The following is a 20277-nucleotide window of genomic DNA, read 5'->3' on the forward strand; positions in this document are numbered from 1 at the left end:
CCGCTGCATGTACGTCTCCATCGATCCGGCCCACTCCCGCCGCGCCGCCTCCTGGGCGACGACGCCCCGCGTGTCGCTGATCATGGTCGTCTACATGACCGGTCCGGCGCTGATGGAGAGCGTGCGTCACGTGCTGGCCGAGCCGCTGGTGGACGAGTTCATCATCGTCGACAACGGCTCGTCTCTGGCCGACGCGGCCTGGCTGCGCGACCTGGCCCGCCGCGAGCCGCGGGTTCGGTTGCTGCAGGGCCTGGGCAATATCGGCTTCGCCCGCGCCGCCAATCTGGGCGCGGCCAACGCCAAGGGCCGGTCGCTGGTGTTCCTGAACCCGGACGCCTTCCTGACCACCGGCGCGGTGTCGGCCCTGATCGACGCCGCCCGCGACCGCCCCTCCCCCTGCGTGATCGGGCCCCGGGTGTTCAACACCGACGGAACAGAACAGCGGGGCGCGCGACGTGGCGAAGTTACGCCGGTCACGACCCTGCTCAGCCTCTCGAAGCTTAGCGCCACCCTGCCCCCGCTGCGCCGCTTCGAGATCCACCGGGAGAGCGAAGCCCCCCCTTCGCACCCGGTGGACACCCCTACGATCTCGGGCGCCTGCTTCTATATGTCGGCGGCCGACTTCCACGTGCTCGGCGGCTTCGACGAGGGCTTTTTCCTGCATGTCGAGGATGTCGACCTGTGCTGGCGGGCCCGCAAGATGGGCGGCAGCGTGCTGTTCCAGCCCAATGCCCGCATCATCCACGTCGGCTCGACCAGCAAGGAGAACCCGCTGGTCATCGAGTGGCACAAGGGTAAGGGCCTGGTCCGCTACTTCCTCAAGCGCGCCGACAGCAAGCGCCGCAAGGTCCTGGCCCTGGTGCTGGCCCCGCTGATCCTGGGCGTGGCTGTGGGCCGTCCGCTGCTGCGCCAGCTGGTGCGCGGCCGCATGGGTCGCCCCGTCGAACGCCTCGCAACACGCCAGCCTGCCGAGCATCGCGCAGCCTAAGCGCGTCTGAACGTCGATTAGGCAGCCCACCGACGATCTTGACGCTTGCGCCAAATTCGAACGGTCGTAAGACTTCCCCACGGGTAAACGGGGAATACGTAGTGAGTCCGACCACCGACGCCGCCTCTCATGAGGTCGAGGCCGCCGAGACCGAAGCCGCCACCAAGAACCTGGTCTTCGTGGCTGCGGAACGCCTGTTCGCCCTACACGGCTTCCAGAACGTCTCCGTGCGCGACATCACCGCCGCCGCCGGCGTGAACCTTGCCTCGGTGAACTACCACTTCGGGTCCAAGGACGCGTTGCTGTTCGACATCTTCAAGCGGCGCACGGCCGAGCTCAATCGCGAGCGCGCCAAGATGCTGCACGAGGCCAATGACCGTCACGACGGCAATCCGCCGTTGCGCGAAGTTCTGGCCGCCCTGCTGACCCCGCCTCTGCGCTGGCTAGCGCCGGACCACGAGCGCCGCATCTCGCTGCAGTTCGTGATCCGCGCCCGCAGCGAAGGCACCGACGAGATCCGCACTGTGCTGAAGACCGACGTCTCTCACCTGCGCCGCTTCTCCGACGCCCTGCTGCGCGCCCGCCCCGACCTGTCGCCGGAAGACGTCTACTGGCGGCTGCACTTCACCCTGGGCATGCTGCACAACAACCGCTTCGCCGAATTCGACCGCCTGAACGTCCTGTCCGAGGGCCAGACCAGCGAGGCCGATGTGGTGACGCTGCTGGAGCGCATGCTCGATTTCGCCGAGGCCGGCTTCAACGCCTGAGGAAACCCGCAACCGGCTCGTGACCGCGCGCGTTAGCGCCGGTCATGAGCCGACTGCGCATTCTTCACGAGACCCTCTACACCTATGAACGCCCGGTGCGGTTCGGCCCTCAGAGGCTGATGATCCGCCCGCGCGACAGCCACGCCCTGCGCATCGTCGAGGCGTCGCTGACCCTTTATCCGCCCGGCGAGACCCGCTGGAGCTATGACGCCAACGGCAACTGCGTCTGCTTCTTTCAGCCCGACGGCGAAGCTGACTCCATGCGGGTGGCCAGCGAACTGCTGATCGACCGCTTCCCCGCCCCGCTGGCCCCGCCGCGGATCAAGGACCCGCACACCCTGACGCCGATCATCTACGCCGCCGAGGACCGGGTCACCCTGGAGCCGTTCATCGCCCCGGTGACCGACGACCCGGACGCGGTGCTGCTGCGCTGGCTGCGCGAACTGGACACCTGCCGCGACGAGTCCGCCCTGGAGTTCCTGCTGCGGGTCAACCGCACCATCCACGAGCAGTTCGAGTACCAGGGCCGCGAGGCCGAGGGCGTCCAGACCCCGGCAGAGACCCTCACCCTGCGCAGCGGCGCATGCCGCGACGTGGCCTGGCTGATGGTCGAAGGCCTGCGCCGGCTGGGCTACGCGGCGCTGTTCGCCACCGGCTATATCCACTCACCGGGCGCTGAGATCCGCGGCGCAGGCGCGACCCACGCCTGGTGCGAAGTCTTCCTGCCCGATCTGGGCTGGCTAGAGTTCGACCCGACCAACGGCCTGGCGGAATCGCCCGATCTGATCCGCGTCGCCGCCACCCGCAGCCCCGCTCAAGCGTTACCCGTGTCCGGCGCCATCATCGGCGACCCAGGCGCGTCGCAGCTTCACGTCTCCGTGGATGTCAGCCTGGCCGATGAAGCCAGTCGCGCGGCGTGATAAGAAGAACGCGGGAGGAACGACCATGACCAGCGGCTTCCAGAACCAGAACCCCAACCTGACCGGCAGTCTTCCGAAGACCGAGCCCAAGGCCCAGCATGGCCAGAAGCCGAGCCAAGACTGCGTGAAAATGAAGGAAAAGCGCTCGTTCGAACCCAAGCCGGGTCACTGAGCGAACAAATCGTCGTTAACGGAAACCCTTGTCACACAAGGCGTCTAGGCACGCGCTTAAGGTTTTATTAATCTGCAACCTGAGGGACATGGGGAGCTGAGCGAGCATGCGAGGGGTCGCGCTCGGAGCACTGCTGACGATCACGACCATGATTGCCATTGGGGCCGTGGTCGGAACCGCGACGGCGCTTTCGCCTCGCGCGGCGCAGCCGTACGACCAGACCCTGACCCTGGCCGGCGGCCCTGAGGCTGTCGCTCGCCCCGCCTATCTCGACGATCCCGACGCCCCGATCGCCACCGCCCGCTATGGCGGCGAGCGCTCGCAGGCCGCGCCGCCCGCAGCTTTGGCGGTCGAGACCTACGCCACGCCCGCCGTCGCCACGGTGGCGCTGGCGGGCGGTCCAGAACCCAAGACGGTCGAGCTTGCCGAGGCCCCGTCGGTCGCTGCCGAGCCACCCGCTCAGGCCCGCACCCAGCCCGCCCCGCCGCGCCCCGCGGTGCGGATGCATGCGGAAGCCCGGCGCCCGCCCAGCGGCCCTGTCTTGGCCCTGACCCACACCTCGGCCCATCCGCTGCCCGGCAAGGTGCTGCAGGCGCGCATCGACGACGAGCCCCTGCCCTTCACGCCCATGGGCCTGCAGTCCAACGCCGTGCGCCGCCTGACCCTGAACGCCTCGAACCTGATGTCCAAGGCGGCCGCCTCGGCCCAGGACCTCAAGCGCGGCCGCTGGATGTTGTACGCCGCCAGCTCGGGCAAGGCGTACGGCTTGAACCTGATCCGCGACACCTTCGGCGGCTGGCGCAACGCCGGCCTCAGCGAAGAAAAGCTGGCCCGCTTCGGCAGCCGCCAGCTGGGCCTGGGCTACCGCAAGGATAACCGCCAAGTCTCGCTGACCGCGACCCAGCGCAAGTTCCGCGGCATCGACTATTCCGACAAGGATACGGTCGTGGGCGTCACGGTCTCGGTGCGCGGGAAGTAAGGGCCTAGCCCTTTCGCCGCCCGGCCCGCGAGTGGTTCGCCGTCATCGGATCGGGCTTTTTCGGCGGGGTCCAGCCTGCGGGCGTCTTGGGGACCGGCTGATCTGTCCCCAGACCCATCTTCCCCGGAACCTGACGCTGGAAGTAGGACGCCTGAGGCGCGCCTTCGACGTCCCGCACCTTGGCGCTGCGGCGGATGCCATCGATCTCGCCGCGCAGGCGGGCGGCGCTGTCGAAATCCTGAGCCGCTACAGCCGTTTCCAGCTGCGCCTTCAGGTCGTCGAGGTGGGACATGCGCGCCTCCATGGGATGGACTCCCATGGAGAACGCACGAGGCAGAGGTTTAGCCGCGCGCGGCGGCGATGCGGGCGCGGGCGATCTCGTCGGCGACCAGATTGGCCGGACGCTTCTCGCTGATCGATTGGTCGATGACCTCGGCCAGGGTCTGGGCCAGGCGATCCAGCTTGCCGGCCACCCAGGCGCCGTCGAACGCGCCACCGGCTTCCAGGGCGCGGATCTCGGCGGCCACATTGATGATGCCGCCGCCGTTGATGACGTAGTCGGGGGCGTAGAGGATGCCGCGGTCGAACACGGTCTGGCCGATCATGGCGTCGGCCAGCTGGTTGTTGGCGCCGCCAGCGATGACCTTGACCTTCAGGCGCGGCAGGGTCGCCGCCGAGATCGCGCCGCCCAGGGCGCAAGGGGCGAAGACGTCGGCCTCGACGTCGAAGATGGCGTCGGCCGGCACGATGGTCGCGCCGGTCTTCTCGGCGACCTCATTCAGGGCTTGCTGGTTGACGTCGGCGATGGTCAGGACCGCGCCGGCGGCGTGCAGCTTCTCGGCCAGATAGGCGCCGACATGGCCCACGCCCTGGATGGCGACATGCACGCCGTTCAGGTCGCGGTTCAGGGCGCGCTCGACACACAGACGCACGCCGCGGAACACACCCTCGGCGGTGACCGGCGACGGATCGCCCGAGGCGGCCGCGTGGCCTTCCAGGCCGGCGACAAAGCGGGTGGTCTTGCGGGTGCTCATCAGGTCGGCCGGCGAGACGCCGACGTCCTCGGCCGTCCAGTACCGGCCGCCCAGGCTGTCGACCGCGCGGCCGAAGGCCTCGAACAGTTCCGGCGTCTTCTGGGTACGGCTATCGCCGATGATCACGGCCTTGCCGCCGCCGAAGTCCAGGTCGGCCATGGCGTTCTTGTACGACATGCCGCGCGACAGGCGCAGGGCGTCGGTCAGGGCCGCCTCGCTGCTGGCATAGTCCCACATGCGGCAACCGCCGGCGGCCGGGCCGCGCGCGGTGGAGTGGATCGCGACGATCGACTTCAGGCCGGTTTTTTCGTCGAAGAAAGCGTGGACGCCTTCGTGTCCCTCGAAATCGGGGGAATCGAACAAGGTCATGCCATCGGTCTCGCGTCAGCCAGAATGAACTGGTCGGCGGTTTACGCCCGCCGGCCGCGCCTCACAAGCCCCCAGACTGGCCCTGTGACTTGCGAGAGCGCTTCGAAGGCTTGGGCGGATCCATCGCCTTCATCGCCGCGACGCTGGCCGGGATCGGCGGCGCGCCGGACGGCGGCCAGGAATCGACGCCCTCGCGCAGGAACGCCGCGGCGTCGCTCCACACGTTGTGGGCCTGCTTGTCGACCAGCAGCAGGTGATAGCCCTGGGCGTAATAGGCTGTCTTCACGCCCGGCAGGCGCGTGGACGCCTCGACGGTCGGTTCGCGCGGAATGACTTGGTCCTTGGCCCCATAGAACCAGGCGGTCGGCAGACGCACATCGTCGGTCGACTTCCAGGCCCGCTCCATCAGATTGACCAGGCCGTAGATGGTGTCCGAGCGCGTACCCCAGATCATCAGCGGGTCGCGGCCCATGCGGCGCAGTTCCTCGATATTGTCCGAGGCCATGATCTCGCGCGTCAGCCAGTCGGGCGGCTCGATCACCCAGCCCCGCGCCGTGTGGGCGGTCAGCCAGAGACTGAGGCGGTTGGGCAGCGGCTGGGCCGACCAGCCCCAGACGGCGGGCGCGAACAGCATCAGCTTGTCGACCGGCGGAGGATTGTCGGAGGCCATGGCGCTGATCGCCAGGCCGCCGCCCATGCTGATCCCGGCCAGGGCGATCTTCGCCGTCGGATGCCGCTCGCGCACCACCGTGACCAGGGCGCGGACGTCATCCAGCGCCAGATCGACCGGCGCCCACACCCCGCGCTCGGGCGAACGGCCAAAGCCCCGGATGTCCAGGGAGTAGGTCGCAATCCCCTGCCCCGCCCACCAGTCGGCGGCCAGGTGATAGGCGTTGCCGTAGTCGTTCATGCCGTGCAGGCCGACGATCACCCAGTCGGGTTCCGCGGCCGGCATCCAGCGCATCAGGCCCAGCTTCGAACCGTCAAAGCTGATGAAGCCATCATCGGTCAGGCGCGGCCCGCGAAAGCCCAGCGCCGCCAGGTCCGGCCGCTGCACCAGCGGCGCGCAGGCGCTCAGCACGGCGGCGGACGCGGTCAGGATCAGGGCGCGACGGTTCATAGCTTCAGAATGTCCGCGACACGCTGGCGAAGATAGGGCGTGACCTCGGCCTCGAACCACGGATTGCGCTTCAGCCAGGCAGTGTTGCGCCACGACGGGTGCGGCATGGGCAGAACGGTGGGCCCGAACTCGCGCCAGCGGGCGATGGTCTCGGTCATGGTCTTGCCGGTCCGCCCCGGCAGCGCCCAGTCCTGGGCGTAGCTGCCGACCAGCAGGGTCAACTCGACATTGGGAAGTTGCTCGAGCAGTTGCGGCCGCCACAGCGCCGCACAGCGTGGCGGCGGCGGATAGTCGCCGCCCTTCGGGTTGGTCCCCGGAAAGCAGAAGGCCATGGCCGCCACGCCGATCTCGGGCCGGCCGTAGAAGGTGTCACGGTCGATCCCCATCCACTGGCGCAGGCGGTTGCCGGACGGGTCGTTGAACGGCAGGCCGGTCTCGTAGACCAACCGTCCCGGCGCCTGGCCGGCGATCAGGATGCGGGTCTCTTCGCGGACCCGCGTCACCGGCCGGGGCGTGTGCGGCAGATACGGCGCGCACGCCCGGCAGGCGGCGATGTCGGAGAGGAGCGTATCGAGCGGCGGCATCGGCGAGGATTTAGGCGCGGCGCTCGAAACTCCAAGCTTGGCCGCCCCAATCCGTTTCCCCGGCGAAGGCCGGGGCCCAGATACATCCTGTGCGGCTTGGGATGATCCGAGAGACGGCGGCGCTAAAACGCTCATACGCCCCGGGGTTCGATCTGGGCCCCGGCTTTCGCCGGGGAGACGGGAAAAGGTTAGTCTTCGTCGCCCTCAACATCGGCTTCGGGCGCTTCCTCGAACGAGGTCGGGTCGCCTTCCAGGCGCGTGCGGATGCGATAGACGCCACGGAATTTCTCCGGATTGACCGGCTTGTTGTGGCGCAGGATCACGACCTTGCCCTCGCGGGCCAGCTCGATGGCGTTGGTACGCACGTGACCCAGGATCTGCTGCCAGCGCTCGGGCTGGATCGCCTTGGCCACGTTCATCGGGTCGATCGACTTGCCCTCGGCCAGCGGCGCCAGCATGGACAGGATGGTGTCTTGGATCGGGGAGGTCATGGCGCTCCCTTGCCACGGATTGTCAGCAGAGGCGAGAGCGGCGGCTTGCGTCGCGCGGACCGCCCTTCTAACTGAACAGCGATAAGAACAAGCGGAGGGGACCTCACATGGACGGCGGCAACGAGATCATGAGCGGACCGCGCCTGGTGGAGGGCGGCGAGTGGGCCGGGTGGCGGACTTGGTCGGGGCTGGACCCGTTCGAGGACCAGTCGGGGCCGTTCTATTTCCGCGAGGATGACGCCGGCGTCGTCACCACCGCCTTCCGCGCCGAGACCAAGCACATGAACGGCGGCGGCTTCATGCACGGCGGCTGCATGATGACCTTCGCCGACTTCTCGCTGTTCGCCATCGCCTGGAAGGAACTGGCCGACAGCCGCGCGGTGACCGTCAGCCTGAACGGCGAGTTCGTCGGCCCCGCCCGCCCCGGCGACCTGGTCACGGCCACCGGTGAGGTGGTCCGCGCCGGCGGCTCCCTGCTGTTTATCCGCGGCCTGATCGCCACCGGCGGCAGCCCGATGCTGAACTTTTCGGGCGTCGTGAAGAAGATCCGCTCGCGCGGCTAGACCCCTGCCTTGGCCGCCGGCCGGGCGTTCATCTCGGCCAGCCAGCGGTTGACGTGCGCCAGTTCGGCGTCGGGCCGGAAGCGGACCATGCGCGCAAAGTCGATGCCGGTGACGGCGATGATGTCAGCCATCGTCACGCGATCAGCGGCGATGAACGGGCTCTCGGCCAGTCGGCGGTCGAACACCTTCAGCGCACGTTCGGCGGCCTTGCGATTGGCCTCGGCGATCTCGGGGACCTGGGTCTCGATCGCAGCCAGGGCGGGGTGGCCGTGGCGGACGGCCATCATCAGCGGCGTCGAGAGCAGCATCTCGGCCCGGCGCGTCCACATCTCGATCACCGCCGTCTCGCGCGGGTCGCGACCGAACAGGTTCGGTTCCGGATAGGCGCTTTCGAGATAGCGGCAGATGGCGACAGACTCGGTGATCGTCGTGGCCTCGTCGATCTCCAGCGCCGGCACATTGGGAAGGCCCGCCTTGGCCAGGTAGCCGGGCTGGCGATGCTGACCGCCGAAGATGTCGATGTCGACGATCTCGACGTCCTCGATCCCCTTCTCGGCCATGAACCAGCGCACCCGCCGAGGATTGGGCGCGCGACGGCTGTCGTAGAACTTCATAAGAAAAATCCTCCCGGCTTTTGACCGGGAGGATGATCTCATTCCGCAAGGGAACGGAAGCGCGGGTTAGAGCCCGAACAGCACCCGCGGCATCAGGCCGACCAGCGAGCCGGTCAGGCAGGTGGCCAGGAAGCCGGCCATCATGGCCTTCCAGACCAGGCCCAGGATCTCTTGGCGGCGCTGGGGGACCAGGACCGAGAAGCCGGCCACGTTCATGCCGACCGAGCCGATATTGGCGAAGCCGCACAGGGCGTAGGTCAGGATCATGCGGCTGCGCTCGTCCAGCGTGCCCACGGCGATCTTCGACATCTGGATGAAGGCGGTGAACTCGGTGAGGATCAGCTTCACGCCCAGCAGGCCGCCGGCGGTGCCGGCTTCCTTCCACGGCACGCCCATGGCCCAGGCCAGGGGCGAGAAGACCACGCCCAGGCCGCGGGCGATGCTCAGCGGCTGGCCGCCGACATCGGGCATCGCGCCCAGGAACTTGTCGACCATGGTGGCCAGGGCCACGAAGACGATCAGCGTGGCGCCGACGTTCAGCGCGATCTGCAGGCCGTCGGTGGTGCCCTTCATGACCGCGTCGATGGCGCTGCCATAGGTCTTGTCCTCACCGGCCAGGTCGAGATCGGCGCCCTTCTCCATCGGATCGGACGGCACGATGATGCGGGCCAGCAGCACGCCGGCCGGAGCCGAGATGATCGAGGCGGTCAGCACGTGGGCGGCGGCGTTGGGCAGAACCCCGGCCAGGATGGTGGCGTAGGCGACCATGGTCGAGCCGGACACGCAGGCCATGCCGACCGTGATCAGCATGAAGAGTTCCGAGCGCGACAGCTTGTCGAGATAGGCGCGGATGAAGATCGGGCCTTCGATCTGGCCCATGAAGATGGTGGCGGCGGTGGCCAGGGCCGGCGGACCGCGCAGGCCCAGGGTCTTCTGGAAGATGAAGCCGAAGCCTTGGGCGGCCCACTTCAGGATCTTCCAGTGCCACAGCAGCGCCGACAGGGCGCAGACCACCAGGATCACCGGCATGACGCGGAAGGCGAAGATGAAGCCGGCGCCCGGATTGTTGACCGGATAAGGCTGCTCGCCCCCAGCCAGGAAGCCGAACACGAAAGCGGTGCCCGCCTGGGTCGAGCTGGCCAGACCCTCGACGGCGCCGTTGACGCCCTGCAGCAGCTGGCGCGCCTGGGGCAGGCCGAACAGGACCAGCACCAGCAGCACTTGAACGACGATGGCGGCGATCGCCAGCACCCAGGGGAATCGCTTGCGATTCTCGGAAACGAGCCAGCAGAGGCCCAAGGTGAGCGCCAGACCCGCCAGGGCTTGGACGTTCTCAGGACGGAACATCAAGAGGAAGACCTTACTGAAAGAGGCGACGCCCCCGCGACGCCAACCAAGGGCGCAGAATGACACCAAGACAGCCGCCTCGCGCAAGCGCCTTGCTTAGGGATTGGTTAAGGAAGTGGCAAAATGCCTCTTGGGGCCTCTCGCATCCCCGCTGAGCAGACGGGCAAATATTTCACCGCTGCAACGCCCGTTACCCCGATTTAACTTGGACGTTGGACGTTCGCCGGTCATTGCTGCAACCGTCGGTTTGGGAGCCGGCGGCGGGAAGCCGTCGCTCTTTGGGGGAAGTGCGAAGCATGTCGCTGGCCTTGGCCACTCTGCTTTACGAGTGGCGTCGTTACATGGCGGCCGTCGTCGCCCTGGCCTTTTCGGGCCTGCTGGTGCTGGCCTTCCTGGGCATGTTCATGGGCATCGGCAAGGCGTTCACCGCCCAGATCGACCGCGCCCGCGCCGACATCATGGTGCTGGGCCCCGGCGCCACGGCGCTGTTCAACGGCGGCCCCTCGGGCCTGCCGCGCCGCATGATCCCGCTGGTCTACAGCCATCCCGAGGTGCTGCAGGTGGCCCCGCTGGACGGCTCCGGCGGCCGCTTCCAGAACATCCTGACGCCCGAACAGATCGCCAAGGCCGAGGCCCGCGCCAAGAAGGGCGGCAAGGGTAAGGGCGGCGGTGGTGGCGGCGGCCGCAAGACCGAGTTCGTCAACGTCACCGTCATCGACGCCATTCCCGGCTACGTCACCGTGCCGACCGACTACACCGACTCCATGATCGAGGCCCTGCGCCAGCCCTATACCGTGGCCGTGGACCAGACCGCCCTGGCCCGTCTGGGCGTCAAGAAGGGCGACAAGGCCCTATACAACGGCAAGACCGTCACCGTGGCCGTGGTCACCACCGGCTATCCGAACATGATGCAGGCCTCGCTGGTCATGTCGCGCGACACCCTGCGAATGCTGGGCGAGGCCGACACCGGCCAGCGCGTCGGCCCGCTGATGGTGCAGATCGCCGATCCCTCGCGGGCCGAACTGGTCGCCGCCCAGCTGAACGCCAAGGCCGACGGCAAATTCCGCGCCTGGACCCGTCAGGAACTGGCCGACGCCAACTCCAACTCGATGCTGAAGGAGAGCTTCATCAGCATCATCCTGGTGTTCGCCCTGATCATGGGCGCGGTGATCGGCATGGCCATCACCTGGCAGACCCTGCGCGGGGCGATCATGGCCAATATCAAGGAGTTCGCCTCCCTGCGCGCCCTGGGCGTGTCGATGGGGTCTTTGCGGACCATCGTCATGGAACTGTCCTTCTGGGTCGGCGTGGCCGGAATCCTTATGGCCGGCGTCTTCACCTGGATCGTCTCCAGCCTGGCGGCCATGGGTGGTTTGCCGATGTCGTTCCCGATCCCGATGGTCGTGGCCATCGCCTTCTTCCTCCTGGTCATCGCCATTCTGTCGGGCCTGCTGTCGCTGGGCATCCTGAAGAAGAGCCAACCTGCGGACCTCCTGCGATGAGCGGCAATAACAGTCACAAGCGGGGCGAAAGCGCCCTCGCCGCCAAGGGCATCGTCAAGCGGTTCAAGACCGGCCGCACCTTCATCGAGGTGCTCAAGGGCGTGGACTTCGACGCCCGGCACGGCGACGTCACCATGGTCATGGGCCCGTCGGGCTCGGGCAAGTCGACCCTGGTCGCGGCGCTGTCGGGCCTGCTGAAGCCCGACGAGGGCGTCGTCTCGGCGCTGGAGGCCAAAGACCTGTGGGCCCTGCCCAGCGGCCGGATCGACAAGTTCCGCCTCGACCACTGCGGCTTCATCTTCCAGGGCTTCAACCTGTTCCCCGCCCTGACCGCCAAGCAGCAGGTGATGACGGCGCTGAAGTACCAGGGCGTCGGCAAGGGCGAGCAGGCCCGGCGCGCCCAGGCGGCGCTGGAGTCGGTGGGCCTGGGACCGCGCGTCAACCAGCGCCCGGCCGAGCTGTCGGGCGGCGAGAAGCAGCGCGTGGCCATCGCCCGCGCCCTGGCCAAGAACCCGAACCTGATCTTCGCCGACGAACCCACCTCGGCCCTCGACGGCAAGAGCGGCGAGACGGTGATCAAGCTGCTGCGCGCCGCCGCCACCGAGCGCGGCGCGGCGGTGATCTGCGTGACCCACGACCCGCGGTTGGAGGCCTATGCCGACCGCGTCATCCACATCGAGGACGGCCGGATCCTGGACGACGTGCGTAGAACGCCCGACGCCCATCCCGCCTCGCTCAGCCACTGATTTCCTGGGGGAAATTCCAAGATGCCCGCGTTCCTGCGCCGCCCCGCCTTCTACATCGTCCTGGTCGTCGCGCTGCTGATCGGCGGCGGGGCCGTCTACATGAAGGGCCAGGCGGCCGAGAAAAAGAAGAAGCTCGAGGCGGCGGCCCGCATGGAGGAGCCCTCCCCCTATGCCGCCATCGCCCAGGGCAAGGCTGACGTCGAAGGCGGCGTGATCCAGGTGGCCGCGCGTCGCCAGGGCATCATCCGCGAGGTCTTCGTCCAGGAAGGCGACGTCGTGAAGGCCGGCCAGCCGCTGGCCAAGCAGGAGGACGACGACGTCCGCCTGGCCTCGCAGACCGCCGCCGCGGCCCTGGCCTCGGCCCGCGCCCAGCTCACCCAGTTCCAGGTGCAGCTGCGGACGGCCCAGCGCGAATATAACCGCCTGCAGAGCCTGACCGCCTCGAACTATGTCGCCGCCCAGCGCCTGGACACCGCCCGCGACCAGATCGCCTCGGCCCAGGCCAATATCGGCGCCCAGCAGGCGGCGATCCAGGTCGCCGCGGCCCAGGTGGCCCAGGCCCAGTTCAACCAGGAACTGACCATCATCCGCGCTCCGGCCGACGGCCGCATCGCCCGCCGCCAGGCCAATCCGGGCGCCGGCGCCTCGACCCTGAACGTCACGGCGATGTTCGATCTCGAGCCCAACACCCAGCGCATCGTCCGCGCCGAGATCGTCGAGGCCGACATCCCCAACGTCGCCATCGGCCAGGAGGTCGAGATCCAGCCCGAGAGCGACCCGACCAAGACCTATGTCGGCAAGGTGCTGCGCCGCGCCGGCGTCTTCGGCGCCCGCAAGCTGGCCTCCGACGACCCCAGCCAGCGCAGCGACGAACGCGTCGTCGAGGTGGTCGTCAGCGCCGACAACGCCGCCCTGCTGGTCGGCCAGCGGGTCCTGGTCAAGTTCATGAAGCCCGGCCAGAAAGCCGGCGTGAAGCGCGACAAGCCGGCCGCCCCGGTCGGCGGCGGGATGACGAAGAACAAGGCGTAAGCGTCGCGGTCCTTAACCCTGTTTGGTCAGGCCTGCTTAAGGCTTGAGGGCCAGATTGCCGGCGAATCCGAAGGGAACTCGCCGTGCAGGTCTCCGCCGCCAACACCGCCTATACGCCGCGTCCCGCAGCGCCCGCGCAGACGCCGTCGCCGGCCGCCGACCTGACCGCGCTGGCCGTGGCCCAGACCAACGTCAAGATGACCGTCGCCGCCGGCGCGGCCCTGGCCCAGACCACCGGCGAACTCACCGGCACGCTGGTGAACATCTCGGCCTGATCCAACAGGCCCTGCGACCACAAAGAAAAGGCCAGGATCGCTCCTGGCCTTTCGTATGTCTGGCCCGCGCCCGAGCCCTAGGGCAGCGCGCGGTAGACGAAGTTGCGGAAGCGGGCCTTGCCCTGGCCGGCCGCATAGAGACCCGGCTTCAGCATCAGGAAGCCGCCCCGGACGTTGTGGTGGTAGCCGCTGACCTCCATGCCGCGGTCGAACCGCTTCCAGGTCTTGCCGCCGTCACCGCTGGTGTGGAAGCTGACGATGTGGCGGTTGTTGCGCACCTTCATCAGCATCCGGCGGCCATACGGATTGGCGGGGCGGCCGCGCTCGATGCCGTACTGGTGGGTCACGAAGCGCTTCTCGTCGAAGCCCACGCCGCAATAGAGCTGGCGGTCGTAGAACAGGATCAGGCCGGCGGTGACACCCGGGTCGATCTCGATCTCGCACTCGTACTCGTAGGCCTGGTCGCCGTTGACAAACAGCAGCGGCGAGGACGTTGACGGGGCCTGACCGGTGGCGGTCAGCTCCAGCGCGCCGCCCACCCGGTTGAAGCGCTTGGGCTCGTCGGGCGTGGGGCCGAAGAACGCCCACTGCATGCCGCGTTTGTCGGCGCTGAAGTCGTCGGATAGCGCAAAACCGTGGGTGACGACCTTGCCGCCCTTGGGCTTAGTGATCGGCTTGGAGAGGTCGCCGCCGCCGAAGGTGAACCAGCCGTCCTTGGTCCAGGTGACCGGGGCCAGCAGGGTCGAGCGGCCCAGGGTGTAATAGCCGTTCTCGTAGCCGTGATAGACGCCCCACCAGTCGCCGGCCGGGCCCTCGACCAGACTGGCGTGGCCACGCGACCACCACATCTCGCTGTTGTCCTGCGTGCGGACCAGCGGGTTGTGCGGGCAGTTCTCCCACGGCCCGTTGATCGACTTGGAGCGGGCGGCGATCACCTGGTGGCCGGTCGGCGGGCCGGCCGTGCCGCCGATGGCGGTGATCATGTAGAAGTACTCGCCGCGACGCAGGATCTTGGGGCCCTCGGGCGCGAAGCCCTCGACCTCCCAGTCCTCCGGATAGTGCCAGGCGTCATAGACGTGCTCGGGCTTGCCCACCGTGCGCAGGCCGTCGGCCGTCAGCTTGACCCGGTCGCCGCCATTGAGGAACAGCCACCGCGTGCCGTCCTCGCCGACCGCGTGGCCCGGGTCGATATGACCGGGCAGGTCCAGGTCGATCGGGTCCGACCAGGGCCCCTCGATCTTGTCGGCCCAGACCACCCAGTTGGAGGTCTTGGACTCCGGGCTCGCCGTCTTCTTGGTCGGGAAATAGATGTAGTAGCGGCCGTCGTGCTTGATGATCTCCGGCGCCCAGACCGAGCCGATGTTGCGCTCCAGGGCGGTGACCAGCGGACGCCAGTTCACCAGGTCCTGCGAGTGCCAGATCAAGAGGCCCGGATAGCTCTCGAAGGTCGAGAACGTCATGTAGTAGTCGGCGCCGTCCTTCAGGATGGTCGGGTCGGGATGGTCGCCGGCGAGGATCGGGTTGAGGAAGCGGCCGTCGCCCAGGTCGGCCTTGCGCTGGCCTTCGAACGTGGTCTTCCAGCGCGAGGCGGCCGGCTTCGCGGGCAGCCGTCCCATGGCGCCGGCCGATTGCGCCGCCGCCGGCGTTGCGGAACTGGCGGCCGCGACGGCGGCGCCTCCAAGAACGGCTCCTAGCGCGCCGCGCCGTGACAGATGGGTCATCAGTTCCCCCAAACAAAACATTGCCGGCCAGCGGGCCGATCATTTCCTCTGAGTAATTGATGGCGCGATGTTCGTCGACTGGTAAGTTCGCGACGTTTCATCCATAAAAGCATTTTCACTAAAATCGCAGATCGCTGGCGGGCGGCGCGATAGCGGGAAGGCGCAGACAAGATGAGCTTGAAACCGCTTGTTTGCTTGAGTTTCGTCCTAGCCCCCACCCGTAGGGGCTGCATCGGGTCGAACGTCGAGGCGACGCCGGGCCCCGGCCCACAGGTGATGATCTGACACCGCCGGAGCCCTGATTTTCGCCGCGTCATGCGCGGTAGAGGCAGGAACGAAGAATATTACTCGGACAAAATAGGCGCCCGGAGCGCCCTGAACAGAAGGAGAGGATGCGATGACCCAAGCGACACGACGGGGCCTGTTCGGCGGCGCAGCGGCGGCGACGGCCCTGGCCGGCATGGCCAAGGCTGAGCATCTGGTCGAGCCCGGCTTCGACCAGATCGCGACCGGCCCGTTCAAGCCGACTTGGGACTCGCTGGTCAGCGGCTACAAGGCGCCCGACTGGTTCCGCGACGCCAAGTTTGGCCTCTGGGCCCACTGGGGGCCGCAGAGCGTGCCCGAGGCCGGCGACTGGTACGCCCGCAAGATGTACATCCAGGGCGACCCCTACTATGCGCGCCACCTCAAGCGTTACGGCCACCCGGCCGACTACGGCTACATGGAGCTGCTGCCGCAGTGGCGGGCCGAGAACTGGGACCCCGAGGGCCTGATGGACCTCTACGCCAAGGCCGGCGCCAGGTACTTCGTGGCCCTGGCCAATCACCACGACAATTTCGACGGCTACAACTCGCGCTTCCACGACTGGAACGTCACCAAGGTCGGGCCCAAGAAGGACATCATGGCCCTCTGGGCCAAGGCCGCCCGCAAGCGCGGCCTGCGCTTTGGCGTCTCCAACCACGCCGCCCACGCCTGGCACTGGTTCCAGACCGCCTACGGCTACGACCCCGAAGGGCCGCGCCAGGGCGAGCGCTACGACGCCTATCGCCTCAACCGCCTGGATGGCCGGGGCAAGTGGTGGGAGGGGCTGGATCCGCAGGCACTCTACGGCGGGCCGGTCATGCCGCTGCCGCCGGGCCTCAACTCGATCGCGGCCGCCAACCAGTGGCACAAGGAGAACGACCGGGTCTGGACCGAGAAGGCCCCGCTGGCCAATCCGGCCTTCACCCGCCAGTGGTTCCTGCGCACCAAGGACCTGATCGACACCTACGAGCCCGATCTCCTGTATTTCGACAATTTCGACATCCCGCTGGAGCAGGCGGGGCTGGATATCGTCGCCCACATGTACAACGCCTCGGTCGCCCGCAACGGCAAGCAGGACGTGGTGATCAACATCAAGCCGCAGGCGGGCGCGCCCTTCCGCGGCGGGGTGACAGCCGATGTCGAGCGCGGCGCGCGCTCGGACATCAGCCCCGAGCCCTGGCAGACCGACACCTGCCTGGGCGACTGGTTCTATGACCGCGAGCGCTATCTGCAGAAGTCGTACCTGCCGGCCTCGGCGGTCATTCATCGCCTGTGCGACATCGTCTCCAAGAACGGCAATCTGCTGCTGAGTGTGCCCGTGCGGCCCGACGGCACGATCGATTCCGAAGAGCAGCGCATCGTCGAGGAGATCGGCGGCTGGATGGGCCGGTTCTCCGAGGCGATCTACGGCACGCGGCCCTGGACGATCTTCGGCGAAGGCCCCACCGAGGCCGCCGCCGGCATGTTCGCCGAGAAGAACCAGAAGCCGTTCACGGACAAGGACATGCGCTTCACCACCAAGAACGGAGCGCTCTACGCCATCGTCATGGGCCGGCCGGCCTCGGGCGAGGTGCTGATCACCTCGCTGGCCAAGGGCGGCCCGCACGCCAAACGCAGCACCAAGCGGGTGACGGTGGTCGGCGATCGCACCGCTCTTCCCTTCACCCAGGACGCCAGCGGCCTGCGGGTGCGCGTGCCGGACGGCGCGGTCCATCCCTTCGGCGTCGCCCTGAGGATCGACGGCGCGCTCTAGCGCAGACCGGCCGGGGCCGCGACGTCATCGGCGTCGCGGTCTAGGGCTGCTCGCTCAGGGCGTAGATCTTCTCCATCGCCAGCCACTTCTCGCCCGGCGCGGCCTGCGGCAGGGGCTTCTGGAACGACCACATGAGCGTCTCCCAGGCCTGGACATCCTCGGAGGCCATGTCGGCGGCGGCCTTGGCCTGGGGCGAGAACGCCGGGCCAACCTCCATGATCATGAACATCCGGTCGTGCACCCGCCAGATCTCCAGCTCGCGGATGTCGGCGTTGCGGATCGATCGCGTCACCGTCTCGGGCGGCGCGCCCGGCCGATGCCAGGCCTCGTAGCGGGCGATGGCGTCGGCGTCGTCCTGGAGATCGAGCGCGAAACAATGGCGCATGCTGAAGAGCCTCGTGTCGAGAAGGAGCCGCCGTCGCTCTTACACGCCCGACCCCGTGAAGCCGAGAGCCCGTACGCGCTAAGCGGCGGCGCCCTCCCCTTGACGCCCCCTCTCCCGCGCCGCACAAACGCGTCAAACCAAACACGCGTTTGAGGGAGACAAAGGGCATGGCGGACATCCGCTTCGACGGCAAGGTCGCGATCGTTACGGGCGCCGGCGGCGGGCTTGGCCGCCAGCACGCTCTGGAACTGGCTCGACGCGGCGCCAAGGTGGTCGTCAACGACCTGGGCGGCAGCGTCGACGGCTCGGGCGGCTCGTCCGAAGCGGCCCAGAAGGTCGTGGAAGAGATCAAGGCGTTCGGCGGCGAGGCCATCGCCCACGGCGCCTCGGTGACCGACGACGCGGGCGTGGCCAACATGGTCCAGACCGCCATGGACACCTGGGGCCGCATCGACATCCTGATCGCCAACGCCGGCATCCTGCGCGACCGCACCCTGACCAAGATGGCGCTCGAGGACTTCGAGGCCGTCATGCAGGTCCACGTCTGGGGCACCTTCAAGCCCATCAAGGCGGTCTGGGACATCATGAAGGCCCAGAACTACGGCCGCATCGTCGTGACCACCTCGTCGTCGGGCATGTACGGCAACTTCGGCCAGAGCAACTACGGCGCGGCCAAGATGGCGGTGCTGGGCCTGATGAACACCCTCAAGCTGGAGGGTGCCAAGAACGACGTGAAGATCAACGCCATCAGCCCGGTCGCGGCCACCCGCATGACCGAAGGCCTGATGCCGCCCGAAGTGCTGGCCAAGCTGGCGCCGGAATACGTGACCCCGGGCGTCGTCTACCTGGCGTCGGACGAAGCCCCCACCGGCGCGATCCTGACCGCCGGCGCCGGCGCCTTCGCCCTGTCGCGCATCTACGAGACCGAGGGCGTCTATCTGGGCGAAGGCGGTCTGTCGGCTGAGGAAGTTCGCGACAGCTGGGACAAGATCACTGCCGAGGACGGCCAGAAAGCCTACTTCAACGGCGGCGAGCAGGGCCAGAAGTTCTTCCGCAAGATGGCTGGCGGCTGATCCTGATCAAGGATTCAATTGACGAGCTCAGGCTCACAGCAAAGTTTTGACATAACAATGATTGATGCGGGGCCTTTTCGGCTCCGCATCTGTTACAAAACCGACAAAATTCACGCTTGGGACAATTAAAAGCAACGCTATTTGACCAGATGCGTTACAGGCAGCGCTCCGCGAAGGCCGACAGGCTTTCGAAGAGCATCTTCCTCCCCAAGAAGGTCGGTAAAAAATCATGTCTCTCTCGCGTACCAGCCTCGCCGCCGGCGTGGCCTTCGTGGCGCTCGTCGCCGCCTCGCAAGCCTCTGCTTCGGCGTTCTACCTGCAGGAACAGTCGGTCCGCGCCTCGGGCCGCGCCTATTCGGGCGAAGTGGCCGACAAGGGCGTCGGCAGCCTGTGGTGGAATCCGGCGTCGATCGCCGGCATCGAGCGCAGCGAAGCCCAGCTGGGTTTCCACGCGGTTCAGGTGAACTCCAAGGTCGTCAACAACGGCTCGAACATCACCCGCCCCGTTCCGCCGACCGGCGTGACCAACCCGGTGGGCGGCGCCCAGACCGCCTTCGACCCGATCAATGACGGCGTGGTGCCCAACGGCGGCGTCGCTTTCCGCATCAACGACCGCCTGTCGGTCGGCGTCTCGGTCGCCGCGCCCTATAACTTCACCACCGAATACAACGCCGACAGCTGGACGCGTTACGACGCCCTGAAGTCGCACCTGCTGACCATCAATGTCGACGGCGTCATCGCCTACAAGGTCAGCGACTTCCTCGACCTCGGCGTGGGTGTCACCGCCCTCTACGCCGACGCCGAGCTGACCAACGCCCTGCCCAACATCTCGCCGCTGCAACCCGACGGCAGCCAGGCCCTGAAGGGCGACGGCTGGGCCTATGGCTACACGGTCGGCGCGCAGATCCACCCGTCCTCGAACTTCACGATCGGCGCCAGCTATCGCAGCAAGATCGACCAGAAGCTGGACGGCAAGGTCACGGTCGCCGGCCTGCTGGCCCCGATCCCTGCCGCCAACAACTTCTCGGTCGATGGCCAGGCTAAGATCACCCTGCCCTGGATGGCCAATATCGGCGCGCGCTGGGCGGTGAACGACCAGTGGACCCTGAACGCTTCGGTCAGCCGCATCGGCTGGAGCGAGTTCGACGCCATCCGCGTCTCGTTCCCGGGCGGCGCCACGACCAGCGTCCAGGACTATAAGGACACCACGTCCTATGCTGCCGGCATCGACTTCCAGGCCACCCCGCGCCTGACCCTGCGCACCGGCGTGCAGTACGACCCGACCCCGACGCCGGACGTCGGGCGCACCGCCCGCGTGCCGGACGGCGACCGCATGATGTACGCCGCCGGCGCCACCTGGGCCGCGACGGACAGCCTGAACCTCGACGCGGCGATCAACTACATCGCCTTCGACGACTCCAAGATCAATCGCACCGACGTCACGGCGACCAGCGCCACCGTGCGTCAGTTCGGCGACGTCACGGGCCACGCTGTGGTCCTGTCGGCCGGCGCGCGCTTCAGCTTCTAAGCTGAGCGACGACT

General features: G+C 67.8%; 22 protein-coding genes. 13 read left to right on the forward strand and 9 right to left on the reverse strand.

Going from position 1 to position 20277, the window contains the following annotated elements; translation table 11 throughout:
• The first annotated feature begins 7 nt into the window (after positions 1 to 7).
• The 5 genes from ABDW31_RS09730 (at position 8) to ABDW31_RS09750 (ending at position 3826) form a co-directional block, all read left to right on the forward strand.
• Positions 8 to 988: a glycosyltransferase family 2 protein gene (locus tag ABDW31_RS09730; RefSeq protein WP_343698556.1), complete on the forward strand. Its 981-nt coding sequence runs from the start codon at positions 8 to 10 to the stop codon at positions 986 to 988.
• A 101-nt stretch (positions 989 to 1089) separates the two neighbouring features.
• The gene (locus ABDW31_RS09735; protein WP_184721059.1) at positions 1090 to 1755 is read left to right on the forward strand and encodes a TetR family transcriptional regulator; all 666 of its coding nucleotides are present in this window, start codon (positions 1090 to 1092) and stop codon (positions 1753 to 1755) included.
• A 44-nt stretch (positions 1756 to 1799) separates the two neighbouring features.
• Complete coding sequence (locus ABDW31_RS09740) at positions 1800 to 2675, forward strand: transglutaminase family protein (protein WP_343698557.1); 876 nt, start codon at positions 1800 to 1802, stop codon at positions 2673 to 2675.
• Positions 2676 to 2700: 25 nt separating this feature from the next.
• On the forward strand, positions 2701 to 2847 hold the full coding sequence (locus ABDW31_RS09745) for a hypothetical protein (protein WP_184721063.1): 147 nt from the start codon (positions 2701 to 2703) through the stop codon (positions 2845 to 2847).
• A gap of 106 nt (positions 2848 to 2953) precedes the next feature.
• The gene (locus ABDW31_RS09750) at positions 2954 to 3826 is read left to right on the forward strand and encodes a hypothetical protein (RefSeq protein ID WP_343698558.1); all 873 of its coding nucleotides are present in this window, start codon (positions 2954 to 2956) and stop codon (positions 3824 to 3826) included.
• A 4-nt stretch (positions 3827 to 3830) separates the two neighbouring features.
• Here ABDW31_RS09750 and ABDW31_RS09755 read toward each other — a convergent pair whose 3' ends face one another.
• From ABDW31_RS09755 to ABDW31_RS09775, 5 genes are all read right to left on the reverse strand, one after another.
• Positions 3831 to 4118, reverse strand: a complete 288-nt coding sequence (locus tag ABDW31_RS09755; protein WP_343698559.1) for a UvrB/UvrC motif-containing protein — start codon at positions 4116 to 4118, stop codon at positions 3831 to 3833.
• A gap of 49 nt (positions 4119 to 4167) precedes the next feature.
• Positions 4168 to 5229: a Glu/Leu/Phe/Val dehydrogenase gene (locus tag ABDW31_RS09760; RefSeq protein ID WP_343698560.1), complete on the reverse strand. Its 1062-nt coding sequence runs from the start codon at positions 5227 to 5229 to the stop codon at positions 4168 to 4170.
• A 61-nt stretch (positions 5230 to 5290) separates the two neighbouring features.
• Positions 5291 to 6349, reverse strand: a complete 1059-nt coding sequence (locus tag ABDW31_RS09765) for a lysophospholipase (protein WP_343698561.1) — start codon at positions 6347 to 6349, stop codon at positions 5291 to 5293.
• Positions 6346 to 6933 carry a uracil-DNA glycosylase family protein gene (locus tag ABDW31_RS09770; protein WP_343698562.1) on the reverse strand — a complete coding sequence of 196 codons (588 nt, stop codon included), beginning with the start codon at positions 6931 to 6933 and terminating at the stop codon, positions 6346 to 6348. The genes ABDW31_RS09765 and ABDW31_RS09770 overlap by 4 nt, the downstream gene beginning before the upstream one ends.
• Positions 6934 to 7121: 188 nt before the next feature.
• A complete protein-coding gene (locus ABDW31_RS09775; RefSeq protein WP_343698563.1) occupies positions 7122 to 7424 on the reverse strand; it encodes a DUF3253 domain-containing protein in 303 nt (100 codons plus the stop codon).
• A gap of 107 nt (positions 7425 to 7531) precedes the next feature.
• Between ABDW31_RS09775 and ABDW31_RS09780 the strand changes: the two genes are divergently transcribed.
• Positions 7532 to 7987 carry a PaaI family thioesterase gene (locus ABDW31_RS09780; RefSeq protein ID WP_184721071.1) on the forward strand — a complete coding sequence of 152 codons (456 nt, stop codon included), beginning with the start codon at positions 7532 to 7534 and terminating at the stop codon, positions 7985 to 7987.
• On the opposite strand, the gene ABDW31_RS09785 is transcribed toward ABDW31_RS09780, so the two are convergent.
• Complete coding sequence (locus tag ABDW31_RS09785) at positions 7984 to 8601, reverse strand: glutathione S-transferase (RefSeq protein ID WP_184721072.1); 618 nt, start codon at positions 8599 to 8601, stop codon at positions 7984 to 7986. The genes ABDW31_RS09780 and ABDW31_RS09785 overlap by 4 nt on opposite strands.
• Positions 8602 to 8667: 66 nt before the next feature.
• Positions 8668 to 9948 carry a nucleoside transporter C-terminal domain-containing protein gene (locus ABDW31_RS09790; protein WP_184721074.1) on the reverse strand — a complete coding sequence of 427 codons (1281 nt, stop codon included), beginning with the start codon at positions 9946 to 9948 and terminating at the stop codon, positions 8668 to 8670.
• A gap of 296 nt (positions 9949 to 10244) precedes the next feature.
• On the opposite strand from ABDW31_RS09790, the gene ABDW31_RS09795 reads away from it, so the two are divergent.
• From ABDW31_RS09795 to ABDW31_RS09810, 4 genes are all read left to right on the forward strand, one after another.
• Positions 10245 to 11450 carry an ABC transporter permease gene (locus ABDW31_RS09795; protein WP_343698564.1) on the forward strand — a complete coding sequence of 402 codons (1206 nt, stop codon included), beginning with the start codon at positions 10245 to 10247 and terminating at the stop codon, positions 11448 to 11450.
• Complete coding sequence (locus ABDW31_RS09800; protein WP_184721078.1) at positions 11447 to 12196, forward strand: ABC transporter ATP-binding protein; 750 nt, start codon at positions 11447 to 11449, stop codon at positions 12194 to 12196. The genes ABDW31_RS09795 and ABDW31_RS09800 overlap by 4 nt, the downstream gene beginning before the upstream one ends.
• Positions 12197 to 12217: 21 nt before the next feature.
• A complete protein-coding gene (locus tag ABDW31_RS09805) occupies positions 12218 to 13225 on the forward strand; it encodes an HlyD family efflux transporter periplasmic adaptor subunit (protein ID WP_343698565.1) in 1008 nt (335 codons plus the stop codon).
• Between the two features lie 83 nt (positions 13226 to 13308).
• A complete protein-coding gene (locus ABDW31_RS09810) occupies positions 13309 to 13500 on the forward strand; it encodes a hypothetical protein (protein WP_343698566.1) in 192 nt (63 codons plus the stop codon).
• Positions 13501 to 13577: 77 nt separating this feature from the next.
• On the opposite strand, the gene ABDW31_RS09815 is transcribed toward ABDW31_RS09810, so the two are convergent.
• Entirely contained in the window at positions 13578 to 15221 is a 1644-nt protein-coding gene (locus tag ABDW31_RS09815) for a family 43 glycosylhydrolase (protein ID WP_343698567.1), read from the reverse strand.
• 397 nt (positions 15222 to 15618) lie between these two features.
• On the opposite strand from ABDW31_RS09815, the gene ABDW31_RS09820 reads away from it, so the two are divergent.
• On the forward strand, positions 15619 to 17277 hold the full coding sequence (locus ABDW31_RS09820) for an alpha-L-fucosidase (protein ID WP_343698568.1): 1659 nt from the start codon (positions 15619 to 15621) through the stop codon (positions 17275 to 17277).
• A gap of 40 nt (positions 17278 to 17317) precedes the next feature.
• On the opposite strand, the gene ABDW31_RS09825 is transcribed toward ABDW31_RS09820, so the two are convergent.
• The gene (locus ABDW31_RS09825; protein WP_343698569.1) at positions 17318 to 17662 is read right to left on the reverse strand and encodes an L-rhamnose mutarotase; all 345 of its coding nucleotides are present in this window, start codon (positions 17660 to 17662) and stop codon (positions 17318 to 17320) included.
• A 167-nt stretch (positions 17663 to 17829) separates the two neighbouring features.
• On the opposite strand from ABDW31_RS09825, the gene ABDW31_RS09830 reads away from it, so the two are divergent.
• A complete protein-coding gene (locus ABDW31_RS09830; RefSeq protein WP_343698570.1) occupies positions 17830 to 18735 on the forward strand; it encodes an SDR family NAD(P)-dependent oxidoreductase in 906 nt (301 codons plus the stop codon).
• A 229-nt stretch (positions 18736 to 18964) separates the two neighbouring features.
• Positions 18965 to 20263 (forward strand): outer membrane protein transport protein, encoded by a 1299-nt coding sequence (locus ABDW31_RS09835; RefSeq protein WP_343698571.1) that lies wholly within the window; start codon positions 18965 to 18967, stop codon positions 20261 to 20263.
• The last annotated feature ends 14 nt before the right edge of the window (positions 20264 to 20277 follow it).

It is taken from the genome of Caulobacter sp. (assembly GCF_039596335.1).
Classification (GTDB): Bacteria; Pseudomonadota; Alphaproteobacteria; order Caulobacterales; family Caulobacteraceae; genus Caulobacter.

Coding starts and splice junctions, on each gene's coding strand:
- ABDW31_RS09730 (WP_343698556.1), top strand. CDS start 8: ATGTACGTCTCCATCGATCCGGCCCACTCCCGCCGCGCCGCCTCCTGG.
- ABDW31_RS09740 (WP_343698557.1), top strand. CDS start 1,800: ATGAGCCGACTGCGCATTCTTCACGAGACCCTCTACACCTATGAACGC.
- ABDW31_RS09745 (WP_184721063.1), top strand. CDS start 2,701: ATGACCAGCGGCTTCCAGAACCAGAACCCCAACCTGACCGGCAGTCTT.
- ABDW31_RS09750 (WP_343698558.1), top strand. CDS start 2,954: ATGCGAGGGGTCGCGCTCGGAGCACTGCTGACGATCACGACCATGATT.
- ABDW31_RS09755 (WP_343698559.1), bottom strand. CDS start 4,118: ATGTCCCACCTCGACGACCTGAAGGCGCAGCTGGAAACGGCTGTAGCG.
- ABDW31_RS09760 (WP_343698560.1), bottom strand. CDS start 5,229: ATGACCTTGTTCGATTCCCCCGATTTCGAGGGACACGAAGGCGTCCAC.
- ABDW31_RS09765 (WP_343698561.1), bottom strand. CDS start 6,349: ATGAACCGTCGCGCCCTGATCCTGACCGCGTCCGCCGCCGTGCTGAGC.
- ABDW31_RS09770 (WP_343698562.1), bottom strand. CDS start 6,933: ATGCCGCCGCTCGATACGCTCCTCTCCGACATCGCCGCCTGCCGGGCG.
- ABDW31_RS09775 (WP_343698563.1), bottom strand. CDS start 7,424: ATGACCTCCCCGATCCAAGACACCATCCTGTCCATGCTGGCGCCGCTG.
- ABDW31_RS09780 (WP_184721071.1), top strand. CDS start 7,532: ATGGACGGCGGCAACGAGATCATGAGCGGACCGCGCCTGGTGGAGGGC.
- ABDW31_RS09785 (WP_184721072.1), bottom strand. CDS start 8,601: ATGAAGTTCTACGACAGCCGTCGCGCGCCCAATCCTCGGCGGGTGCGC.
- ABDW31_RS09790 (WP_184721074.1), bottom strand. CDS start 9,948: ATGTTCCGTCCTGAGAACGTCCAAGCCCTGGCGGGTCTGGCGCTCACC.
- ABDW31_RS09795 (WP_343698564.1), top strand. CDS start 10,245: ATGTCGCTGGCCTTGGCCACTCTGCTTTACGAGTGGCGTCGTTACATG.
- ABDW31_RS09800 (WP_184721078.1), top strand. CDS start 11,447: ATGAGCGGCAATAACAGTCACAAGCGGGGCGAAAGCGCCCTCGCCGCC.
- ABDW31_RS09805 (WP_343698565.1), top strand. CDS start 12,218: ATGCCCGCGTTCCTGCGCCGCCCCGCCTTCTACATCGTCCTGGTCGTC.
- ABDW31_RS09815 (WP_343698567.1), bottom strand. CDS start 15,221: ATGACCCATCTGTCACGGCGCGGCGCGCTAGGAGCCGTTCTTGGAGGC.
- ABDW31_RS09820 (WP_343698568.1), top strand. CDS start 15,619: ATGACCCAAGCGACACGACGGGGCCTGTTCGGCGGCGCAGCGGCGGCG.
- ABDW31_RS09825 (WP_343698569.1), bottom strand. CDS start 17,662: ATGCGCCATTGTTTCGCGCTCGATCTCCAGGACGACGCCGACGCCATC.
- ABDW31_RS09830 (WP_343698570.1), top strand. CDS start 17,830: ATGGCGGACATCCGCTTCGACGGCAAGGTCGCGATCGTTACGGGCGCC.
- ABDW31_RS09835 (WP_343698571.1), top strand. CDS start 18,965: ATGTCTCTCTCGCGTACCAGCCTCGCCGCCGGCGTGGCCTTCGTGGCG.